This is a genomic window from Legionella stuttgartensis, assembly GCF_977063405.2.
In genome coordinates this window covers 50,670-67,461 of the sequence record NZ_CDRUHA020000109.1, presented here as the reverse complement: position 1 = coordinate 67,461, position 16,792 = coordinate 50,670, and the positions used below count along the sequence as shown (strand labels likewise).

The following is a 16,792-nucleotide window of genomic DNA, read 5'->3' as shown; positions in this document are numbered from 1 at the left end:
TTTTACAAATTGACTTTTAATTATACATAAAACGGGTCTTTGTTGCAAAAAATAAATACAAATCGATCAAGATCTGTTCTTTTGATGGATAAGCTATTTAGTCGCGAAAGGGCGCTGATATTATTCAGAGTTGTCATGGATGCTTTTATTGTTTTATTATCTGCTTGTATTCAAAGCAAATCACCCTACTTGCAAACTAAGAATGGTCTAAATCTCGTGGAATATCCGATACTCTATACTTTTAGGCGCTGTCCATATGCGATTAGAGCAAGAATGGCGCTCTCCTATTCCCAAATTAGCGTAGAACAACGTGAGGTCGAACTTAAAAACAAACCGCAGGAAATGCTTCAGGTTTCACCAAAGGGTACGGTCCCTGTATTAGTGTTAAGGGATGGGCGTGTGATTGATGAAAGCATTGATATTATGATTTGGGCATTAGCACAATCGGATCCGGATGGTTGGTTATCTATTAATCTAAAAGATAAATGCAAAGAATTGATTCACTTAAATGATCTCAAATTTAAGCCCATTCTTGATAATTATAAATATCCACAAAAATCAGCGGAAAAAGATCCTCTATATTATAGGGAGAAGGCCAAAGAATATCTTAATAAATTAAATTTCTTATTAATGGAAAACCGTTTTCTTTTAGCTAGCCATATCAGCATTGCCGATGTCGCATTGTTTCCTTTTATAAGGCAATTTTACATGGTCGATCCACAATGGTTTGAACAAAGCGAATATAAATATCTACATGGGTGGTTACAGTTTTTTTTAGGTTCAGAACTGTTCCTTACTGTCATGAAAAAAAACATATAACCATAGTATAGGGACACTCCAAGTGATTTATTTTGGTTATGGATGATTTAAAAACGGCTGGTCTTCCGGAGTCAATTGCAGCTTATGATCGTGTTCTGTTTGATTCGCAAACACACCGATCTCTTTAAGATTTATTAATACCCTTGCATGATGATGTCCAGTATGCGCATGAAAGAGGGTCCCAGTGATTCGAACTTTATTACCTTCCTTAATTTTATTCCACTGGTCTTTATCGGTGACAACAAGCTGTAATAATGAAACATTTTTTTCAGGTTGATTGTCATTATTCTTTTTCAGAGTAGGATTAATTTCTACGTCAATAGGTTTATCTAATTGTAGATAACCTCCAGTTTCCTCAACATCACCATCCTTGGTGCTGGTATAATTTGGTGGACCAGGGAACTTAAGTATTTTAATAATCCCAGTTAATTCCACAACGTTTGGCTCATAATAAAACGTTTGATTATTTGCCAAACTAATTATGGGGAAAAGCATCATAATAATACTTATTAAACGAGTCATTTTTTTCCTGAATTTCCATATATAATCAAAGTGTAACCCGAGTTGGGAATTTGTTGAATCTATCCAAATATGGCTTATTAAATAAAATGCCTAATGGACCGTTAGACACTGGTATTCTAAGAAATTTATGAATGCATCCATTGTGCCAAAGCATGAATTCCGGCTTTTAAATCCTCTTCTCTGCCCCCAAATGATAAGCGTACATAGCCTTCTTTGCCAAATGCAACTCCTGGTACAAGCGCAACATGTGCCTCTTCTAAAGCATGTTTACAAAACTCTTCGGAATTCATTTTTTTTACACCTAAACGTTCTAAGGAAAGAAACACATAAAGTGATGAACTAGGTGGTTTTATTGTTAAGCCTAATGATTGATGTAAAGCATTAATGAGAACATCTCTTCTTTTTTGCATGCATTGTTGCACCCACGTGCTTATCTGATTGATTTTGTTTAATGCAGCTATGGCTGCCCATTGGCTTAATGTAGTTACTCCACTTGTACTTTGGCTTACTAATGTAGTTAATGGGTGGATGATGGCGGGGGGAGCAAACACAAAGCCGATTCGCCAACCGGTCATGGCAAAATTTTTTGAACAGCTTTGAATAATAATGATGCGATCCTGAAATTGGTGGAAGGAGCCACATGATACGTAAGTATGCTCATCATAGGTGAGAGCACTATAAACCTCATCTGCAATAACTAGTAGATTCTGCTCGTGGGCGATTTGCAACAACTCGGTAAGCTCAGACTCAGTATACAATGCTCCTGTAGGGTTTGTTGCGTTATTCAAAATTAAAATTTTGCTTTTAGTGCTGCAGGCATTTTTGAGTGATTGGGGTGTCAACTTCCATCCTTGGGTCTCTTGAGTTTCAACGAGGATGGGTACGCCTCCAAATAATTGAGTTATAGAAGGATAAGAGACCCAGTAGGGGGTGGGAATAATCACTTCATCGTCTTTTTCCAACAGTAATTGCATCAGCAAATAGATTCCTAGTTTTCCACCATTAACCACCAGACAATGTTCTTTTGTGAATGAACAGCCATACATTTCATTCATCCATTCACTTGCAAGGTGTCGCAGTTCCGGGACTCCTGATACGGGTGGATAAAGGGTTAATCCTTGTTCTAGAGCCTCCATGGTGGCAGTGGCAATGGATGGATGGGGTGGAAGTTTGGGTTCGCCGGCACTTAGGTTATAAATTTTGATCCCAGCACTCATCTTTTGCTGAGCTAATGAATTAATGACAACAGTTGCTGAATTCTCAGGTAAATGCCTCATTATTTTTGTACCTTTCTAGAATTTGCGATAATGATTTTGAATACACGATAAATAAATTCTTGTTGTAAGTGGTACTGCTCGGATAAATGTTCATAATACTCGAACAATTGTTTCTCTCGCGAGCGGTCCGTTATTTTTTTCCCTTCTTTTGATTTTAACGCGCCAATTTGTTTCGACAATTCTTGACGTTTCGCAAGTATTTCAATGAGGTCAGCATCTGTCTGTTCAATTTGTTTTCTCAATTCTTCGAGGGTTTGCATGATGTTCTCCTTACTTGAGAAGCGTTGCATTATCAGTATGTTTTTTTACTAAGATAAACGCCGTTCGATTCGGCTTGCTGTCTTGAATATCGGCCTCTAATATTTCTAACCCATACAATTGAGCACACCGTGCCGGTGCAATGACTGCCGAATGAGCCGGTAATGTTCCTTCTGCCAAATCTTTTGCTGCTTTTGCTGTATCAATCCACTCTATTTGTTCTAAATCTTTAAATTTTTTTTGCAGAAATTGGCGACATTGAGCTAGACCTTGAGGGTGTGACACGATGTAGGTAATTTGGTGGTATTGAACACCAGGTCTTACTAGCAAACATTGATTGATCTCATGCCATAATTCATCAATGGGGGTAAATAAATGCTTTCCCATTGCTAGAAATGCGGGTTTTACCAAGCCCCCTAAAAGATTAACAACAGGGAATATGCCCAAATCGATGGTTTCATGTTCAATAGCATCAAGAACACCTTCCATATCCAGTAAGTGTACAAGGATGGGAGCTATCCCTTTTTGCTTGGCATAAACCAGGGCCGCTTCTTCAGAAAACGACCCCGCATCACCTGAAATACCAAATAAAGTGATCATGCGATGGCCTCCTTGCGTATTTCTGTTTTCTCCAATGATCGCAACTCAGCTAACTCCAACAAAAAGTTTTCTGTTTTCTCCCAACTTAAACAAGGATCAGTAATTGATAACCCGCCTAAATCAAGGTCCTCAGGGTGTACAGCGTCCACTTTTTGATTCCCCTCTTTGATAAAACTTTCAACCATGAATCCTTTGACCAATTGTTTTAAATCAGGGTATTTTCTAATGCTTTCTAAAACGCTTAAAGCAATGGAGGGTTGTAGTTGATGATTTTTTTTGCCTTCAACAAGACAATTATCATGGCTGACATCAACAATGACCGAAGGATTAACAATTTGATGCATATCCATGTACCGTTTTACTTCTTTAAGATGTGCAATCGAATAATTAGGGGCATTGTTCGAGCCACGTAAGACCATATGAGCATGATTATTACCATGAGTTTGTACTTCATAACCATCAAATACTGCGACGTGAGAGTGTTGTGAGGCAATAATACTATTAACGCCAATCGCCAATGAACCATGAGTGGGATTTTTTAATCCTACGGCACAATCTAAAGCCGAAGCAAAAATTCGATGTTCTTGATCTTCTGAGCTGCGTGCACCAATTGCTACCCAGGAGAGAAGTTCAAGAAATCCTTTGGCATTATGAGTAAATAGTGCTTCATCGGCAATTGGAAGCCCCTTTTCGATGACTTTAATCATCATGTCTCTGGTATATTTTATTCCTGCTGCAATATCGGGTTCAGAAAATAAATCAGGTTGGTTTACAGGGCCTGTCCATCCCTTTGTCGTGCGAGGTTTTTGAATATATACCCTCATGATTAATTTTAATTCGTGTTTTACTTTCTCATTCAATTGCACTAAACGGTTGGCATATTCCAAAACAGCCTGTTTAGGCCACGCAGAGCAAGGACCAACGATCATTAAAAGACGATGATCACGGCCTTCCAAAATAGCTTTTACTTCTCTTCTATCGCGAGTAATTTGCTGATGAGCAGAAAGGGACAAAGGGATTTCTTGAAGAATTGATTCTACAGAAGGTAGTTTTTTTAAGACTGAATAGCTCATCATACCCTCCTACAATCAGAACGTACTGTGGATAGAGCGGGGGAACGACATGTTCGCGATGGGTGGCGCATGATATACACTCCTCTTGTGGTTTATCCAACGCCCATGCATTTTGTTGTCTGGGAATTCGGGTACCAAAACCCCCAGACTATGCTGGGGGTTGGAGTGTTAGTTAATTCTACCGACCACCCAGCTCGGGGCTAAAGAAGCTAAAATAAAAAAAGCAAGCAAAGGTTTGTGGTAAACCTGCTTTTTCATTTAACTTGTGGTGTAAAGTAGAATGGGACATTAAATTTCACAAAATTGTACTATTAATGTACAAATATACAGCTTAGTGAAAAATATGTCAAGATCTTGAGTTATAAATCGAAGTCATTTGAGTTGATAAACCGATAAAAAATCTTTGCAATTAGAGAGATATCCAGTTTTAGTAACACAGGTTATAACTTGCCAGCGACGTGCAATGGGGCTATATTTTTTAATTTCGCTCCTAAAAACGGTAAGAAATGACCAAAATCGCACTTTATTTAGCTGGTGGTGGAGCCCGTGGAGCCTATCAGGCTGGGGCGCTTCAGGCGATCAACACCATTCTTGGTGCAAGGAAAATTCCGTTCAGTATGATCAGTGGTGTTAGTGTTGGCAGTATTAATGCAGCAGTAATCGCCGAAAATGCACTGGATTTTTCTGCGGGTACAAACAAGTTAAATGAATTATGGAGCAACATTACTTGTCAGCACATATTTAAGTCCAGTAATTACGCGCTTAGCATATCGGCGATGCGGAATATGAATAGTATGCTTACTAAGCAACGCTTATTAGGACATATTCTGGATACGTCGCCTTTGCGTCAGTTCATTACGAACATTATTAATTTTGAGACCTTGGAAGATGTTATCAAAAATAAACACTTAGAAATGATGGAAATCATCAGCAATTGTTATGAAGCACAAAAAACCATTTCCTTTTATCAACATCATGCAGAAGAGTTTGACGATTGGGATGATCCGCTTCATAGTAGTCAACGTGTTAACCTGAAAATGGAATATTTTCTGGCCTCAACTTCATTACCTTTATTCTTTCCACCGGCAAATATAAATGGACTTCATTATGGAGATGGGCATGTAGGTTTAGCGGCTCCTCTACGAGGTGCTATTCGTTGTCAAGTCGATAAAATTTTAATAATTGGCACTCGTACATTGCCCAATGTGAGTGACCTCGAAAAATTACAGCGTGGTGACATTGATTTTTCGCGTGTTTTGGGAGGGATGGTCAACGGGTTGTTTTTAGATAATCTTGAGCGTGATCTTGAGATGGTGAGTCACATGAATCATATGGCGCGCATGGTACCAACCGGGGCAGAGTCTCCCCCTTGGCGGCCAATTCAAACCTTGCATTTACGACCCAGTACGGATGTTGCTGTTATGGCTCAATCTCAATACAATAATATGCCTATTTTATTACGTATTTTTCTTAATTTTCTGGGGGCGAAACGTCATTCCGGTGATTTACTCAGCTTTTTATTATTTGAAAAAGCATATACGCGTCAATTAATAAAATTAGGTTTTGATGATACGATGGCCGCAGAGCATTCTGTTTTAAATTTTTTTAATGCCTAAGCTCTGCAATGGTAGTTGAAGAATAACAGTCCCATCATTAATAATCATTTTACTTACATTGTTGTCGTTCGACGCTAAATGATGTCATCCCCGCGTAGGCGGGAATGACCCTATGATTTATCACTTTATGATCATCATCCATTTTGAAGATGGATCAATTTTTTGATTATTATTAGGGTTTCCAGCTGTGTAATGTTTGCTCATTAACGTGCTGGTGGCACTGTCAAATTTATTATTTTTAATGTGTTTGTTGAGACAACTACCTACAGAGCTAGCCCCACCTGAACAGAACGCTTGCTGAAAATCATAATATTGATTGAGACGACTTTTGGCAGCAGTATTACCGATGAAATTGTAAGTAATGTAGTCGCTCAATTTCCATGCAGCTTGTTCATTGGATCTTGATAACTTCAGAGTTTTAAAAGAGGACGCATTCCCATGATCTGTTCCGATAGAGGCCGAATAAATAATTGGAATTACATAACCGTTACGTTCCACTTTAATTGCATGGATTTCATCAAAATGAGTATGCGCTGCAAGCATACCAATAATCATTTCTGGATAAGCTTTTATAATTTTTGAGAATGAGTCTTTATAGCTTGATTCCCAACTTTGTGGAGGAACATGCATGGCTATCAAAACATTGTCATGGTTTGCTTTACTTGTTTTAAGTTCATTTTCCAACCATTGAAGTTCATCTGTAGCACCTTCTCGAGAAGGGTCAAATCCTGGTCGGTATACAAATACAACACTATTTAGCGAAATAAGCTTGAGATGATCGCCTAAATAGGCAGAGTAATAGCCGTATTTCTGGTTTTCTTGTCCAATACAGGCTTCTCCATTAAATGGACATTTAAGCCCTGTTGAAAGAAATCCATCACCATTTCCTGTTATCGCTTTTAACAAATCGAAAGCTGATTCGTCGTTATAAGTAAATGGCCCATAATTTCTTTGGAAGGAATCATTATTACCAAAAATATAAAAATAGGGGGAAGGATTTATTTTTTCATTGAGTTGCTCAAAAACCAAGTTGATATTGTCTTTGGTCGTTTTACGCTTATATGCGTTATGAGCTGGTAAGTCACCAAGCAAAAGCACTGCATGTTTTGTTTCTTGATCCAAGTCGATTTGTTCCCCAATGCTTGCTATTAACGTTTTAAAACTTTCTGGATCCAGTTCTTCAGAAGTATTCGGAAGAGGATTTATATGCGTCGGTTGCCGTTTTGTAATATCCACATGAGGGTCTGAAATTAATAAAACATCGAGTTGATTTTGATTGCTCCCGCTGGCTGCCATAGAAGAAAAATTAGCCAAAGAGAGTGAGATCATGGCTAAAGCTATTATCGATTTTTTGAACGTTATCATCTAATTTTCTCCATCTGTGGTGATGATTCTGTAGTAATTTGTTGTACTTAGAAAAGATCTAAGTTGCTTTACTGACACTACCATCATACCAAATAAGGTTTTAAGCAGGATTAATGTATGTACGTAAATTGCGCAATTAGATTGTTTTTTGGGATTAATCTTATCGCCTTCTACAGGTTTTTACCCCTGAAGTGTTTTACAATCAATAGTGGTTATGTTCAACTGTAGGAGATTACCTAGGTTCGGAGTTTCATAATAACCATGTAACGAACAGTAAATTTAATAATGATCAATTGATTAGTCTTAGAGGAAATAGGAGCAATGGAAGGTGTATTAATTTGTTTAACTCTTCTTTTTTTAATGGTGATCTCTGGTGTGATTACACGGTTTGTTTCTTTTCTACCAGCTCCATTAATCCAAATTACTATAGGGACCATTCTGGCAGTTTTATTTCCTACCTTTGATGTAGGATTTAATCCTGAACTTTTTATGTTGTTGTTCATTCCACCTTTATTATTTAATGACAGTTGGCATTTCCCTAAACGTGAGTTTTTGCTCTATACCAGACCCATTATTATGCTCTCGATTGGGTTGGTTTTTTTTACGGTCGCAGGGATTGGTTATTTAGTTCATTGGTTAGTTCCAATCATTCCTTTACCGGCAGCGTTTGCATTAGCGGCAGCGCTTTCTCCAACAGATGCGATATCCCTTAGATCTATGACTGTTGGAACTCGAGTGCCTGAGCGGATTATGCATATTTTGCAAGGAGAAGCGCTTTTAAATGATGCCTCAGGTCTGGTTTCATTTAAATTAGCGGTTGCTGCAATGGTTACGGGCGTATTTTCGCTCACAGGTGCCGTATGGAGTTTATTATTTATAAGTCTGGGAGGAATTGCTGTTGGCTTTATTCTTACCTATGTTTTTATCTCGCTTTTAGGAAAGTTAACCAAGCATAGCGCTCATGAGACAACTACTGAAAATCTATTGTTACTACTTTTACCATTCACTGTATATCTTGTTGCTGAAAAACTAGGTTTTTCCGGGGTATTAGCTACAGTTGCTGCGGGTTTTACCGTAGATCGAGCCGGGTTTTTAGACAGAACAATGGCCAAAATGCGTATCGAAGGGCATTTTGTCTGGGGGGTACTCGATCTCACTTTAAATGGAATTATCTTTATTCTTTTAGGATTGTATTTGCCTCATTCGATCAAATTTCTTGCCACTACGGGATATAGTTTATCTGAATATGCACGAATTGTTGTGCTTATCACGGTGACTCTAATTTTATTACGCACATTATGGATTTATTTAACATTGCCTTTTGAAGCATTAATATCCAGGCGCAAACGTAGTACCTGGCGTTTCCCTAACATAAAAATAATCAGCACATTCTCACTAGGCGGAGTACGAGGAGCAATTGCTCTGGCGGCGATCTTATCTTTACCTCATATGATTAATGGAGTGCCTTTTCCCGCGCGTAAGCTTTTAATTATCTTGGTTATTGGCGTTGTTCTTTGTTCTTTGTTAATTAGCAGTTTGCTCTTGCCTTTGATTACCCCTGGATTGAAAAACTTGATTCATAAGCATACTCAAGATGAGGAAAATGAAGCAGTGCTTGCATTAACTAAAGCCGCAGTGGAAGCAATCAAAACAAAAATGAAGAGTTTATGTGAAGAAATCAATGAACGGGATAAGGCTTTATGCCTCGAGGTTGGAGATAAGCTAATGGCGACTTTTAATCAATTTATCGCATCGACTCATGGTTCTGAACATGAAAAACTCGAAAGTATGTTAGCTTTAACGTTTGAGCGGCAACTAAGATATGCGGCCCTAGAAGGGGCTCATCTGGAATTGCGTACATTGAGAAAAGAAAGAAAAATTAACAATACGACAATGATGAAAATTATTTCTAGATTGGATTTAAGACAAATGACTTTGCATACGGAGCATCAAACGATTTCAGGTTCTTTAGAAAAAACAGGAAAAGAATAAAAATGTTCCAGAATAATGGCTCATTTTGATTAGAGTTAGATCAATTTCCTACGTACCGCGCATAAAGTGCGGTACGTAGGAGGTAAGCATAAGCGTAGTAGCAGGGCGTAATTTCAGTTGGATTGCTCAGGAATAAGCCGTGGCATAAATCCAAAAATGCTAATACAGAGCACGTTGAACCAATTTATCTTTTTTAAAGCGTATTTGATAATGAAAATACCTCGGTTTCTTCTTTCATTTCTTTTTTATTTCTATGTTGATTGAGCTGGAACAAACAGAGGGAAGCAAGTGTAGGAACTTTATCATGTGCTCGAAGTAGCGTGCTTCTATAGATTTCAGTTTCTTTGATTGATTTTACGGCTGTTTTGGGATTACTCTGTAGCCCCTCGAGTCGAAATCTTGCTGGGGTGTAGGCACCGTTTAATAGCATATGGCGTAAGACCCAGTTATATGAATTTAAATTAGGCATTACACCAAGTTTTTGAGCCAATGCGGTTGAAAATTTTATTTCCTCGCGGTCTTTAGGGGTATTTGCGATTTCTTCCTTCATTAAGTCAATTGACGGTAACTTCAAGCGACCACTAAACACACCACAAGCATATCTTGCTTGCAACTCAACAAGAGGAAATACTGCTCCACGTGCACCGGGATACATCCCTATATATGCGAGATTTTTCGTATCGAGTGGAAAAGTATCTTCATAAAGAGGCGAAGTTGGATTTAAGCGTAAGCTTTCAGGAAGAAATGATAAGTCTCTTTCATAACCAGTACAAAAGATAACAACATCAAATTCAATAGTGCGGCCATCTTTTAAAACAACACTGGAGTTTAAAAAATAGTCTATTTCGCCACGAATAGGTTTTAGTCTTCCGCTACGGACTTCTTTGAAATAATCATCGGCTACCACAAAACCAACAGGTGAAGAAGGGGACATATGCCATTCAGGAACCTCTTGTTGTTCCGAACAGTGTTGCAGCATAAATTGATATAGTTCTTCTTTGGACAAGGGAGTTTGGGCACTGTTATAGGTTTTTAATAAATCTCGGGGTAAAAAAGGACCATTATTTTTAGGATCTGAGGAGCGATATCTTTTGATTACCCAACGTTCTTTCCTTAATAAGTGTATGACATCGGTTACTTTTGCAATTTCTTCTGCAATGGATGTGCCACTTAATGAGCCTCCTACGATTAAAACACGTTTTTTTGCAAACTCTTTGGCAGATTTATATTTTGAACTATGAAGCATTTTGTCATTTAATTGTTCCAATCCCTTAAAATTAGGAACAGAAGGACTTGTAAATTTACTTGATGCAATAATAATTGAATCAAACGATTCTTCTTTAAGTGTGGTTTGGTTTTCTTGCCAACGAATCAGCCATTTTCCATCTTGCTCTAATACTTCAGTAACGCGACATCCAAAGCGAATGTAAGGAAAAAGGTCAAAATGTGTTGCATAGCTGGATAAATAATCATATACCTCTTGAGTTGTTGGGAAATCAGCAGCGTCTCGTGGCCAACTGAAATTAGAAAAAGCGCCCGTATGACGTGAAATATTTACTTTCATTCCTGGCCAAGCAGAACCTTTATCTTCAGGCTTACGAATATCTGGTCCCCATACACCACCAATTCGAAATGACATTTCAAAGAGGGTAGGAACTATCCCTTCTTCAAGTGCAGCTTCAGCGGAAGTAAGACCAGACGCACCAGCACCAATGATGGCTATTTTGGGCATAATGACAAATTCTCCATACGCATACTCGGTATTTTGGGTACTGAACCGAATACCTTTTTGCAGTATTTATATAAGAAATTGTGACGATAAGGAATAGCAAGCATTAAATAAAGGAGGGAGGTTACCTCATGAAAATATCTGGCTCCGTAGCAAGAATAAACAACCGAACGTAGTGACCTGAAGATCGTTCTTTCTATTTGTATTCTATTGATTTTTGCGTATCGAGAGCTACAAATTCTTGATTAGAAGCAGACTTAGTCCCGCTAAATATTCCCAGTTGGCTGCTTTTAACTTCTTCTGTCTTTGATTTTTGTAAAACAGATAAAGCCAACTGTAATTCTTTGGCTGCTTGCGCAAATACTTCCGGGCATTGAGCCAGCACTTTCTCCCAGGGTTTATCATTTAAGGAGACAAATAATTTTTGTTCTAAAAGTTCATCGCGTACAATTTGATACACAATATTAGCTAAATAATTTTTACCCAATGCATCACATACATGATGTGTTTCAAGAGTGTTTATGATTTGCTGCAGTTCATTTAATTTTGAACTAATTCCTGCATCGCGTTTAAAACTATTAAATAAAGATTGAGCATCTTCAATATCGAAAAAGCTATATTCTACCCCTAACTCATTGAAGTATGTTCCGTCTTTATAATAAGCAACAGGTTTTTCACCACGAACCCAAAATCCTAGTTTGGCACAGAGCTCAATGGCATTGTCTTCATGAGTAAATAACTCAAGTTTTTTTACTCTTTGTCCTGCCAAGATAACATTTAAAGCCTGTCTTAAGGCGAGGCTGCAAAGCTCTTTATCCTGATGATGAAGTTTTAGATTCTCAAGAAATGCAATATGTTGAATGACACTTTCATCTGGATAATAATCAAAATCAAGAATTAACTCATTTCCTAGTTTGACTTGGATCTTATCGTTTACAAGACGTACTTCCCATTGACCTGACATGTTCTTTAAAAGAGGAGGGAGTTCTGGTTCATATTGTCTAGACGAAGTGGATTCCGCTTTGTTAAGCAATACTGGGTCTATAATTTTGTAACTAAAACGTTCGATAAGGTAATAATGATCCTTTGGCGTTGGTCCAGTGCGCTGCAACCAATCTGGAAATACTGCTTCGGCGTGATAACCTATTGAATCAGAGAGATGAAATGCTTTATTGTTTCCTCCGCTTTGCGTAAAACGGATGCATTTAATCTTGGGATTTTGTTTTACAATTTCTTCGAATCCTTTCCAAAAAACTTTACCGTATCCTTTATTCAGGTATTGAGCATCAACTCCCATGGAGCAAAATTCGGCTACATGTTCATAGGGACCAGAAAGATATTTAATACGGCGCACACCTACAATCGTTTCTTTTTCATTGATCGAATCGACCATGACATAAATATCGCTTTGTTGATTGAGCCGATTAAAAGTTGCTTTAAAGGACTCTTTATCTTTTTTTGTAAAAGACATCCATTGGATAATATGATCTTGCATCCATATTTCCCAAACTCGCTCATAATCGCTTTCTTTAACTCGCCGAAGAAAAGGATATTTTATCTCAGAACGCTCTTGCATATAATGGGCCACCAAACAAACAGTAATGTCTATTATATTTGTTTTGTGATTAATTGTAAATCATATTGATTGAAATGTGATCAATTGATTTTTAGGGAGTGCTGAAATATTGTTGTTAACATTAGCAAGCATACTCAATGGCAGTTAAGCTTACTCTCCTTGAGCCTACGTCTCGCGAACACGTCGCGGGACGTAGGCAGAGAGGGAATATAGAAAAATATTCTTAGCTTAGTGCAATTTACGTTTAGAGATCATTGTCATTGCCATAACCAAGACCTATATTAAATCCTTGTTGGACCTCATATTTATCGCCAGGTGATTTATTGGTCATTCCTTGATACAAATCATCTCGCACACGACCTGATCGATGAAGTGATTCTATGCTCAAGGGCGCCCCTTTTTCGAGAGAACGAGGTAATTCAATACCTAATGTTTCTCGAGAAAAAGTTTGTAGCTTCTCAGCCAAACCACTTCCAGTTTCTTTGGAGAACATACCCGTGAGACCACCGCGCAGAATATGGCGGTATTCTTGCAACATGAGATCGATCATTTGTTCTACTTTTCTTTCTGGACTTTGATTGCTACTGTCAATCTCTTGTATTTTTTCAAGTAATCTATCCTTGCCGCCTCTGGTTGTTTCCGAGGTATTAATCGCTTGTTCTAATTTTGTTTTTACCTCATGCCACTCAGGGATTTTAGTAGAAGAATTATATACATCTTGGACGGTTTGTAAGGCTTGATATTCTAGACGTTTATTAAGAAATAGCTGATCATTTTGAATAAGGTTCATTTTTTGTTCATAATCTTTGGATAACTGCTGATACAAACTCAGTTTTTGTTGATACTCACTCAACTCATTCTGATATTCATCGTTCGATTTCTCTATATCACGATATTGTTCCGATTCAGGACGATTATCATCAATCCATATAGAAGATAGCCCTTCAAAAGGGATCCACTCTTTTGTAGTACGCGAAGGCTCATTTGGCAAAATGGGTTTTTCGGGTAACATATCTCTTAACTCATTGCCTAAACTCCAGATTTTTTGATTTAATGTACGCTCAAACTCAGTACCGCTATTTATTGAGATTCCACCCTGATTCTGCACATCGTACTGAGCCATTAACTGACTCAAACTTAGGGTATTTCCACCAAGCAAAATTTTCATTTTAACATCTCCTTGTCAATGTACGCTCCTTATATGTATAAATTATAGACAAGCTTGACGAGAGGATCTGTGAATTTTAGACCATTAAAAATGAGTAAATTATGAGGTGAGGCGTTATTGCTAATTTATAGCACGCAGGCACTAATATTAGCCATGCGTGCTGATAGAGGCGAGAGGATTTACTTACCACCGAAGCAGACATCGAGAGTGACTGCATTACTAGCAGGAAGCCAGTGTCCATAACCTTCTCCATGCCAGCGGCTGGTTTCTTCAAGCTTCGCGAGGACTATTTCTTTTGTGAGCTCGTTGCGTTTAACCCAATCAGTACAACGTTTTTTTACTTGCCTACGAATTTGATCGCGCATAAAAGCGTAACGACATGGGTTATAGGCTTCATTTAGGTTATCTGAAATATAAGGTTTCAATAAGTTATACTTATTGACGTGTTTGGAGAATTCCCATGTATCTCCATGCAAAACTAGGATTGGGGGAAGTGTTTGTTCTCCAATTTTTACGCTATTTGCAAGATTCATATAAAACTTCCATCCTGCATAATTTGCAGCTAAATCCGCATTGGAATACACCCCATTAATTAATGTACCTAAATAGGTCTGCTCTAGAATTTGACCGTATGTAACAATAGCGGCATGGGCTTGATCGGGTGTTTTTCCATGATCCAGGAAATAGTTATAAATTTTATAATAGGTATGGCCCATCATGAAAAAATGACCAAGTTTGTCTGTACCAAAATAATAACCATACATATTAATCGTTGGTGCAAGTCCAATGACAAATAAGGGAGATTGCGAAAAAACGAGCCAATAAACGGTTTTCCAAGGCCAGACTTCTTTATAGAGCATGGGATTGGAGTCTTTAGGTAAGCGACGCAACCAACGTGGAAAACCCGGACCGGTATTTTTATATATTAAATCAGCGATGTAGCTTGCTTTACGACGCGTCGCCAATTGTAATGCCGAGTGCCGACTCTTCTGTGCTCTTGGGAGAAGCATTTGAATTTCTGCATTAGTTTGTGCGATGGATTTTTCAAGAACTTCATAAAGTCTATAACTGGCCGCTGGGCCGATGTCTTGTAATTCACCAGGTGGTAGAGTAAATTGATCCGTTTCCTCTGCTTGAGTTTCCTGTATTCCATAAATACTAAATAATAAAATTAAAAAGAAGATCCTTGTAAAAGCCATATTCCTTTTTCCTATCCTAAATCGGTGAGTCATTAGAATACAAAATGTTTCCTACTGTCTAGAAAAATTATTAAGAAATGTAATTTAAATAGGGTGGTTTTACGTTCCAAGGGTATTTTATGCTGGATTTGGCATATAAAAATCAAGAAAGGCTCTAATCTTGGGTAGTTCAGATCCATAAGGCTGATAAAAAGTAAAAATCTCATATTGTTTAAATTTTATTTCAGGAAAAATATGGATAAGTGTTTTATCTTTAAGGGCTTGCTCAACGAGTCTGTCGCCAGTTAAAAAAAGTCCTAATCCATTTTTACACGCCTGGTTTAGCGCATTAAAGTCATCCATAAAGAGTATGGGTTTTGGGCAGGGTAGATAAGTTCCATTTTCTAGCGGAAGTTCTGTAGCCGGTTTTCTCAAGCTGTGGGAAATAAACGGAAAGGCCATCAAGTCGGATGCATGAACTGGCATCCCATATTGTTCAATTAAACGAGGTGCAGCACAAAGAATATTGTTGATGGGGTTCATCTTCCTGTATTTTAATTGGTCTGTAAACGGTGGAATTTCCGGAAAGCCAACCATCACATCAATATCTTTACGCGCCAAATCATTATCTTGTTCAGAGAATAAAAATTCGCACTCAATCAAGGGATATTGGGCCATAAAATCAGCAAGCCGGTCTAGAATTAATTCCCTGGCAAGAATATTCGAAACCAAAATGGTAATTTGGCCTTGAGGGAGCGTTTGTCTTGATTCAATAAATTGTTCAATAAGTTGTGTCTCTGCAAGTAGCTTCTGACATTTTTCCAGAAGAACGAAACCAAAAACGGTCAGTTGTACTTTACGCGTATCTCGAATAAAGAGTTTTTCACCAAGTTGATCCTCCAAGTTTTTAATTTGCTTACTCACTGCGGTTGCTGTAATACATAGTTCGGCTGCAGCGCGATTGTAACTTAGATACTCTGCTACTTTTATAAAGCATCTTAATTGAGAGAAATTCAGCATAATCAAATATTGGTTGTTTAATTATTCATTAATTATAAACTAATAGTTCATAATGCAAAAAATAATGTTGATTAATATCCACGTAATTGATGAGTACAATATAAATAAATAAAAGTACTGAGGTTTATTATGAACTATCAATATCATCATGTTGGAATACCCATCACGGAGCCGCGTGCAGGTGAGCGTTATAGTGCCATTATGGATATGTATACCTCAGGAGGAGAGTTACCAGGACGCATTCAATATCATCGATTTGGTCCTAATTGTCCTTTGCATAAGCTGATTCAAACCCAACCGCATATAGCCTATAAAGTGAGATGTATTGATGAAGCAATAAAGGGGAAACATGTTCTTTTAGAGCCCTATTTTCCATTAAAAAATTTTAAAGTAGCAATGATCGAAGACCATGGGGCGATCATCGAATTTATTGAAACAAGCCTGCCAGAAGAGGAAATATGGGATGAATCAAAGCACCAAGATTCCATGTTATATTCTCAAGGATAGCCGGACGTTTGTCCGGTTTGTCACAAAAAACTACAATCTCGTTTTGTTTTAATTGAGGTATATAAGGTTGATCACCCGCGGAGAATAAACTG

The 16,792-nt window shown here is 37.9% G+C and carries 15 protein-coding genes; 4 read left to right on the top strand and 11 right to left on the bottom strand.

The window, feature by feature from the left end; genetic code table 11:
- The first annotated feature begins 135 nt into the window (after positions 1 to 135).
- Positions 136 to 819, top strand: a complete 684-nt coding sequence (locus tag ACWTEW_RS35120) for a glutathione S-transferase (protein ID WP_454782624.1) — start codon at positions 136 to 138, stop codon at positions 817 to 819.
- A 36-nt stretch (positions 820 to 855) separates the two neighbouring features.
- Here the strand turns inward: ACWTEW_RS35120 and ACWTEW_RS35115 are convergent, their stop codons facing one another.
- The 5 genes from ACWTEW_RS35115 to ACWTEW_RS35095 all read right to left on the bottom strand — a co-directional run bounded on the left by ACWTEW_RS35115 (position 856) and on the right by ACWTEW_RS35095 (position 4,549).
- Positions 856 to 1,341: a DUF4431 domain-containing protein gene (locus tag ACWTEW_RS35115; protein WP_454782623.1), complete on the bottom strand. Its 486-nt coding sequence runs from the start codon at positions 1,339 to 1,341 to the stop codon at positions 856 to 858.
- A gap of 125 nt (positions 1,342 to 1,466) precedes the next feature.
- Positions 1,467 to 2,618 carry a pyridoxal phosphate-dependent aminotransferase gene (locus ACWTEW_RS35110; RefSeq protein ID WP_454782622.1) on the bottom strand — a complete coding sequence of 384 codons (1,152 nt, stop codon included), beginning with the start codon at positions 2,616 to 2,618 and terminating at the stop codon, positions 1,467 to 1,469.
- Positions 2,618 to 2,878: a chorismate mutase gene (locus ACWTEW_RS35105; protein ID WP_454782621.1), complete on the bottom strand. Its 261-nt coding sequence runs from the start codon at positions 2,876 to 2,878 to the stop codon at positions 2,618 to 2,620. Before ACWTEW_RS35105 ends, ACWTEW_RS35110 begins: the two co-directional genes overlap by 1 nt.
- A 10-nt stretch (positions 2,879 to 2,888) precedes the next feature.
- A complete protein-coding gene (locus ACWTEW_RS35100; RefSeq protein ID WP_454782620.1) occupies positions 2,889 to 3,476 on the bottom strand; it encodes a prephenate dehydratase domain-containing protein in 588 nt (195 codons plus the stop codon).
- Positions 3,473 to 4,549, bottom strand: coding sequence for a 3-deoxy-7-phosphoheptulonate synthase (locus ACWTEW_RS35095; RefSeq protein ID WP_454782796.1), 1,077 nt, complete (start codon positions 4,547 to 4,549; stop codon positions 3,473 to 3,475). The genes ACWTEW_RS35100 and ACWTEW_RS35095 overlap by 4 nt, the downstream gene beginning before the upstream one ends.
- A 506-nt stretch (positions 4,550 to 5,055) precedes the next feature.
- On the opposite strand from ACWTEW_RS35095, the gene ACWTEW_RS35090 reads away from it, so the two are divergent.
- Positions 5,056 to 6,165, top strand: a complete 1,110-nt coding sequence (locus ACWTEW_RS35090; RefSeq protein WP_454782619.1) for a patatin-like phospholipase family protein — start codon at positions 5,056 to 5,058, stop codon at positions 6,163 to 6,165.
- Positions 6,166 to 6,285: 120 nt separating this feature from the next.
- Here the strand turns inward: ACWTEW_RS35090 and ACWTEW_RS35085 are convergent, their stop codons facing one another.
- Positions 6,286 to 7,530, bottom strand: a complete 1,245-nt coding sequence (locus tag ACWTEW_RS35085) for a metallophosphoesterase (protein ID WP_454782618.1) — start codon at positions 7,528 to 7,530, stop codon at positions 6,286 to 6,288.
- Between the two features lie 321 nt (positions 7,531 to 7,851).
- Between ACWTEW_RS35085 and ACWTEW_RS35080 the strand changes: the two genes are divergently transcribed.
- Positions 7,852 to 9,522 carry a Na+/H+ antiporter gene (locus tag ACWTEW_RS35080; protein WP_454782617.1) on the top strand — a complete coding sequence of 557 codons (1,671 nt, stop codon included), beginning with the start codon at positions 7,852 to 7,854 and terminating at the stop codon, positions 9,520 to 9,522.
- A 193-nt stretch (positions 9,523 to 9,715) separates the two neighbouring features.
- Here the strand turns inward: ACWTEW_RS35080 and ACWTEW_RS35075 are convergent, their stop codons facing one another.
- The 5 genes from ACWTEW_RS35075 to ACWTEW_RS35055 form a co-directional block, all read right to left on the bottom strand.
- Positions 9,716 to 11,254, bottom strand: coding sequence for a flavin-containing monooxygenase (locus tag ACWTEW_RS35075; protein ID WP_454782616.1), 1,539 nt, complete (start codon positions 11,252 to 11,254; stop codon positions 9,716 to 9,718).
- Positions 11,255 to 11,447: 193 nt separating this feature from the next.
- The gene (locus tag ACWTEW_RS35070; RefSeq protein ID WP_454782615.1) at positions 11,448 to 12,827 is read right to left on the bottom strand and encodes a GNAT family N-acetyltransferase; all 1,380 of its coding nucleotides are present in this window, start codon (positions 12,825 to 12,827) and stop codon (positions 11,448 to 11,450) included.
- A 244-nt stretch (positions 12,828 to 13,071) separates the two neighbouring features.
- Positions 13,072 to 13,995 (bottom strand): hypothetical protein, encoded by a 924-nt coding sequence (locus ACWTEW_RS35065; RefSeq protein ID WP_454782614.1) that lies wholly within the window; start codon positions 13,993 to 13,995, stop codon positions 13,072 to 13,074.
- 179 nt (positions 13,996 to 14,174) lie between these two features.
- The gene (locus ACWTEW_RS35060; protein ID WP_454782613.1) at positions 14,175 to 15,194 is read right to left on the bottom strand and encodes a hypothetical protein; all 1,020 of its coding nucleotides are present in this window, start codon (positions 15,192 to 15,194) and stop codon (positions 14,175 to 14,177) included.
- Between the two features lie 117 nt (positions 15,195 to 15,311).
- The gene (locus tag ACWTEW_RS35055; protein WP_454782612.1) at positions 15,312 to 16,193 is read right to left on the bottom strand and encodes a LysR family transcriptional regulator; all 882 of its coding nucleotides are present in this window, start codon (positions 16,191 to 16,193) and stop codon (positions 15,312 to 15,314) included.
- A 129-nt stretch (positions 16,194 to 16,322) separates the two neighbouring features.
- Here ACWTEW_RS35055 and ACWTEW_RS35050 point away from each other — a divergent pair, with 129 nt between their 5' ends.
- Entirely contained in the window at positions 16,323 to 16,700 is a 378-nt protein-coding gene (locus tag ACWTEW_RS35050; RefSeq protein WP_454782611.1) for a helicase, read from the top strand.
- The last annotated feature ends 92 nt before the right edge of the window (positions 16,701 to 16,792 follow it).

Bases quoted from the DNA above. Each gene is read 5' to 3' on its own strand.
- ACWTEW_RS35120 (WP_454782624.1), top strand. From the start codon at position 136: ATGGATGCTTTTATTGTTTTATTATCTGCTTGTATTCAAAGCAAATCA.
- ACWTEW_RS35115 (WP_454782623.1), bottom strand. From the start codon at position 1,341: ATGACTCGTTTAATAAGTATTATTATGATGCTTTTCCCCATAATTAGT.
- ACWTEW_RS35110 (WP_454782622.1), bottom strand. From the start codon at position 2,618: ATGAGGCATTTACCTGAGAATTCAGCAACTGTTGTCATTAATTCATTA.
- ACWTEW_RS35105 (WP_454782621.1), bottom strand. From the start codon at position 2,878: ATGCAAACCCTCGAAGAATTGAGAAAACAAATTGAACAGACAGATGCT.
- ACWTEW_RS35100 (WP_454782620.1), bottom strand. From the start codon at position 3,476: ATGATCACTTTATTTGGTATTTCAGGTGATGCGGGGTCGTTTTCTGAA.
- ACWTEW_RS35095 (WP_454782796.1), bottom strand. From the start codon at position 4,549: ATGAGCTATTCAGTCTTAAAAAAACTACCTTCTGTAGAATCAATTCTT.
- ACWTEW_RS35090 (WP_454782619.1), top strand. From the start codon at position 5,056: ATGACCAAAATCGCACTTTATTTAGCTGGTGGTGGAGCCCGTGGAGCC.
- ACWTEW_RS35085 (WP_454782618.1), bottom strand. From the start codon at position 7,530: ATGATAACGTTCAAAAAATCGATAATAGCTTTAGCCATGATCTCACTC.
- ACWTEW_RS35080 (WP_454782617.1), top strand. From the start codon at position 7,852: ATGGAAGGTGTATTAATTTGTTTAACTCTTCTTTTTTTAATGGTGATC.
- ACWTEW_RS35075 (WP_454782616.1), bottom strand. From the start codon at position 11,254: ATGCCCAAAATAGCCATCATTGGTGCTGGTGCGTCTGGTCTTACTTCC.
- ACWTEW_RS35070 (WP_454782615.1), bottom strand. From the start codon at position 12,827: ATGCAAGAGCGTTCTGAGATAAAATATCCTTTTCTTCGGCGAGTTAAA.
- ACWTEW_RS35065 (WP_454782614.1), bottom strand. From the start codon at position 13,995: ATGAAAATTTTGCTTGGTGGAAATACCCTAAGTTTGAGTCAGTTAATG.
- ACWTEW_RS35060 (WP_454782613.1), bottom strand. From the start codon at position 15,194: ATGGCTTTTACAAGGATCTTCTTTTTAATTTTATTATTTAGTATTTAT.
- ACWTEW_RS35055 (WP_454782612.1), bottom strand. From the start codon at position 16,193: ATGCTGAATTTCTCTCAATTAAGATGCTTTATAAAAGTAGCAGAGTAT.
- ACWTEW_RS35050 (WP_454782611.1), top strand. From the start codon at position 16,323: ATGAACTATCAATATCATCATGTTGGAATACCCATCACGGAGCCGCGT.